The organism is Cellulomonas bogoriensis 69B4 = DSM 16987 (assembly GCF_000767165.1).
In the GTDB taxonomy this organism is placed as follows: domain Bacteria; phylum Actinomycetota; class Actinomycetes; order Actinomycetales; family Cellulomonadaceae; genus Actinotalea; species Actinotalea bogoriensis.
The window spans coordinates 1-4926 of record NZ_AXCZ01000188.1 but is presented as its reverse complement, the minus strand read 5'-3'; the positions used below and the strand labels follow the sequence as shown (position 1 = coordinate 4926).

Annotated in this window: 2 rRNA genes; both read right to left on the bottom strand. The window is 57.8% G+C overall.

Features of this window, described 5'->3' with window-relative positions:
• Window positions 1–2605 (bottom strand): 23S ribosomal RNA (locus N869_RS12835); the annotation flags it as partial.
• 361 nt (window positions 2606–2966) lie between these two features.
• A 16S ribosomal RNA gene (locus tag N869_RS12830) occupies window positions 2967–4487 on the bottom strand.
• Window positions 4488–4926 lie beyond the last annotated feature (439 nt).

The following is a 4926-nucleotide window of genomic DNA, read 5'->3' as shown; positions in this document are numbered from 1 at the left end:
AGCCACCGCCGGATCACTAGTTCCGACTTTCGTCCCTGCTCGACCTGTCAGTCTCACAGTCAAGCTCCCTTGTGCACTTGCACTCGCCACCTGATTGCCAACCAGGCTGAGGGAACCTTTGAGCGCCTCCGTTACATTTTAGGAGGCAACCGCCCCAGTTAAACTACCCACCAGGCACTGTCCCTGATCCGGATTACGGACCGAGGTTAGATATCCAGAACGACCAGAGTGGTATTTCAACGATGACTCCACCGACACTGGCGTGCCGGCTTCACAGTCTCCCACCTATCCTACACAAGCCGTACCGAACACCAATACCAAGCTATAGTAAAGGTCCCGGGGTCTTTCCGTCCTGCTGCGCGTAACGAGCATCTTTACTCGTAGTGCAATTTCGCCGAGTTCGCGGTTGAGACAGCGGAGAAGTCGTTACGCCATTCGTGCAGGTCGGAACTTACCCGACAAGGAATTTCGCTACCTTAGGATGGTTATAGTTACCACCGCCGTTTACTGGGGCTTAAATTCTGAGCTTCGCCCGAAGGCTGACCCGTCCTCTTAACCTTCCAGCACCGGGCAGGCGTCAGTCCGTATACATCGTCTTGCGACTTCGCACGGACCTGTGTTTTTAGTAAACAGTCGCTTCTCCCTGGTCTCTGCGGCCGTCCACGCTTCCCCAGCAAGTGGGTACACGCTTCGGGCCCCCCTTCTCCCGAAGTTACGGGGGCATTTTGCCGAGTTCCTTAACCACGATTCTCTCGATCGCCTTGGTATTCTCTACCTGACCACCTGAGTCGGTTTGGGGTACGGGCGGCTAGAACCTCGCGTCGAGGCTTTTCTTGGCAGCATAGGATCACCCAATCATCCCGCATAAGCGGTCACCATCGGTTCTCAGGCTATGTGAGCTGCGGATTTGCCTACAGCTCGCCCTACAACCTTGAACGTGGACAACCATCGCCACGCTGGGCTACCTTCCTGCGTCACCCCTGTTAATACGCTTACCTACTACCAGTTCGGGTCGTGCGCTCCACCACCACGTCCCCGAAGGGCTCTAGATGGCTTTGGGCACTTAGCATCACTGGGCTCGGTATGGGCGGTTCTTCGCCGGTACGGGAATATCAACCCGTTGTCCATCGACTACGCCTGTCGGCCTCGCCTTAGGTCCCGACTTACCCAGGGCGGATTAGCCTGGCCCTGGAACCCTTGGTCATTCGGCGGACGGGTTTCTCACCCGTCTTTCGCTACTCATGCCTGCATTCTCACTCGTGTGGCGTCCACCGCTGGGTCACCCCGCGACTTCACTCGCCACACGACGCTCCCCTACCCATCCACACGCCTGGATCACGAAGACCTAGCTATTGTGTGAATGCCACAGCTTCGGCGGTATACTTGAGCCCCGCTACATTGTCGGCGCGGAATCACTTGACCAGTGAGCTATTACGCACTCTTTCAAGGGTGGCTGCTTCTAAGCCAACCTCCTGGTTGTCTGTGCAACTCCACATCCTTTCCCACTTAGCATACGCTTAGGGGCCTTAGCTGGTGGTCTGGGCTGTTTCCCTCTCGACTACGGAGCTTATCCCCCGCAGTCTCACTGCCACGCTCTGACTTACCGGCATTCGGAGTTTGGCTGACGTCAGTAACCTTGTGGGGCCCATCGGCCATCCAGTAGCTCTACCTCCGGTAAGAAACACGTGACGCTGCACCTAAATGCATTTCGGGGAGAACCAGCTATCACGAAGTTTGATTGGCCTTTCACCCCTAACCACAGGTCATCCCCCCGGTTTTCAACCCAGGTGGGTTCGGTCCTCCACGCGGTCTTACCCGCGCTTCAACCTGCCCATGGCTAGATCACTTCGCTTCGGGTCTAGAGCACGCGACTGAAACGCCCTGTTCGGACTCGCTTTCGCTACGGCTTCCCCACACGGGTTAACCTCGCCACGTACCACTAACTCGCAGGCTCATTCTTCAAAAGGCACGCCGTCACCCCTGCTAGGGAGGCTCCGACGGATTGTATGCACACGGTTTCAGGTACTATTTCACTCCCCTCCCGGGGTACTTTTCACCTTTCCCTCACGGTACTTGTCCGCTATCGGTCACTAGGTAGTATTTAGGCTTAGCAAGTGGTCTTGCCAGATTCACACGGGATTTCTCGGGCCCCGTGCTACTTGGGATCCCCTTCGGGAGGCTGCGCCATTTCGTCTACGGGGGTAGCACCCTCTGTGCCGGGCCTTTCAATGCCCTTCGACTATGACGCGACTTTCTGACTCCCTGCCAGTTCGGCAGAACTGACTGAAAGGTCCCACAACCCCGATCACGCAACGCCTGCCGGCTATCACACGCCATCGGTTTGGCCTGTTCCGCTTTCGCTCGCCACTACTCACGGAATATCTCTTCCTGTGGGTACTGAGATGTTTCACTTCCCCACGTTCCCTCCACACACCCTATATATTCAGGTGCAGGTGACTGGACATGACTCCAGCCGGGTTTCCCCATTCGGACATCCTCGGATCACGGTTCGTTTGCCAACTCCCCGAGGCTTATCGCAGGCTACTACGTCCTTCTTCGGCTCCTAGTGCCAAGGCATCCACCGTATGCACTTAAAAACTTGCCACAAAGACTTACAAAGATGCTCGCGTCCACTGTGCAGTTCTCAAGCTACGGGCGGTCCCACAACGTCACGGCGCCTACCCCACAACAGCAGGACGGTTCAACCGCACACCATGGTCCGACAGCACCAACCCCCACAAGGGGCCGGCCTGAGGCGCCAGGCAAAGCCTGTTCCCTCAGGACCCAACAGCGTGCCTCACGTCCACCCCGATGCACCAGGTTCCACCCCCGCCCGAAGACGAGGAGTACTGAGGCCACCAGAAGATGAACGCCACTAGTCGATGTTCCACCCTTGAGCTACCCACCTCGGAACGCTCGTCCGAGTAGTAGGCCCTGGACGCACATGGCGCCAGAAAGCTCCTTAGAAAGGAGGTGATCCAGCCGCACCTTCCGGTACGGCTACCTTGTTACGACTTAGTCCCAATCGCTGGTCCCACCTTCGACGGCTCCCTCCCAAGGGTTGGGCCACCGGCTTCGGGTGTTACCGACTTTCGTGACTTGACGGGCGGTGTGTACAAGGCCCGGGAACGTATTCACCGCAGCGTTGCTGATCTGCGATTACTAGCGACTCCGACTTCATGGGGTCGAGTTGCAGACCCCAATCCGAACTGAGACCGGCTTTTTGGGATTCGCTCCACCTCGCGGTATCGCAGCCCTTTGTACCGGCCATTGTAGCATGCGTGAAGCCCAAGACATAAGGGGCATGATGATTTGACGTCATCCCCACCTTCCTCCGAGTTGACCCCGGCAGTCTCCTATGAGTCCCCACCACGACGTGCTGGCAACATAGGACGAGGGTTGCGCTCGTTGCGGGACTTAACCCAACATCTCACGACACGAGCTGACGACAACCATGCACCACCTGTACACCGACCTTGCGGGGCGACCATCTCTGGCCGTTTCCGGTGTATGTCAAGCCTTGGTAAGGTTCTTCGCGTTGCATCGAATTAATCCGCATGCTCCGCCGCTTGTGCGGGCCCCCGTCAATTCCTTTGAGTTTTAGCCTTGCGGCCGTACTCCCCAGGCGGGGCACTTAATGCGTTTGCTGCGGCACGGAACTCGTGGAATGAGCCCCACACCTAGTGCCCAACGTTTACGGCATGGACTACCAGGGTATCTAATCCTGTTCGCTCCCCATGCTTTCGCTCCTCAGCGTCAGTTGCGGCCCAGAGACCTGCCTTCGCCATCGGTGTTCCTCCTGATATCTGCGCATTCCACCGCTACACCAGGAATTCCAGTCTCCCCTACCGCACTCTAGTCTGCCCGTACCCACTGCAAGCCCGAGGTTGAGCCTCGGGTTTTCACAGCAGACGCGACAAACCGCCTACGAGCTCTTTACGCCCAATAATTCCGGACAACGCTTGCGCCCTACGTATTACCGCGGCTGCTGGCACGTAGTTAGCCGGCGCTTCTTCTGCAGGTACCGTCACTTTCGCTTCTTCCCTGCTGAAAGGGGTTTACAACCCGAAGGCCTTCATCCCCCACGCGGCGTCGCTGCATCAGGCTTGCGCCCATTGTGCAATATTCCCCACTGCTGCCTCCCGTAGGAGTCTGGGCCGTGTCTCAGTCCCAGTGTGGCCGGTCGCCCTCTCAGGCCGGCTACCCGTCGTCGCCTTGGTAGGCCATTACCCCACCAACAAGCTGATAGGCCGCGAGTCCATCCCAGACCGAAATTCTTTCCAGACGCAACAGATGCCTGTACGTCTCATATCCGGTATTAGCACCGATTTCTCGGAGTTATCCCAGAGTCTGGGGCAGGTTACTCACGTGTTACTCACCCGTTCGCCACTGATCCCCTCGAGCAAGCTCGAGGTTCACCGTTCGACTTGCATGTGTTAAGCACGCCGCCAGCGTTCGTCCTGAGCCAGGATCAAACTCTCCGTACATGTCTATTGGCACCCACGCTCACGCGCAGGACAACCGACAAACGAAGCGGCCCCACCCGAAGGCAGAACCAGTTATCATCTGGCATCGATCAAATGTCAACTGACGTTAAACATTCGTCTCAACCACGTCACCACCACCACAAGCGCACCCACCACAACGGCAGACACACCCCGGCAGCGACGACATATGGCATCGACTTTCGGCACGCTGTTGAGTTCTCAAAGAACAGACGCTCACCCGCCAGACCCTCTCAAGTCCGGCCGGAGGCAACCTCTCTATCTTACACGCCCTCCCAGACAGTCGCAACCCCGAACCAACCGGAACCACCACCACCCACAACGAGCACCCAGACACCGAAGCACCTGGACCAACTCAGAAGGGATCTGCCCCCGGGACCGGCCTGCGAGACTCGCTGTCCGTTCCTCCCCGGCGGGGCGA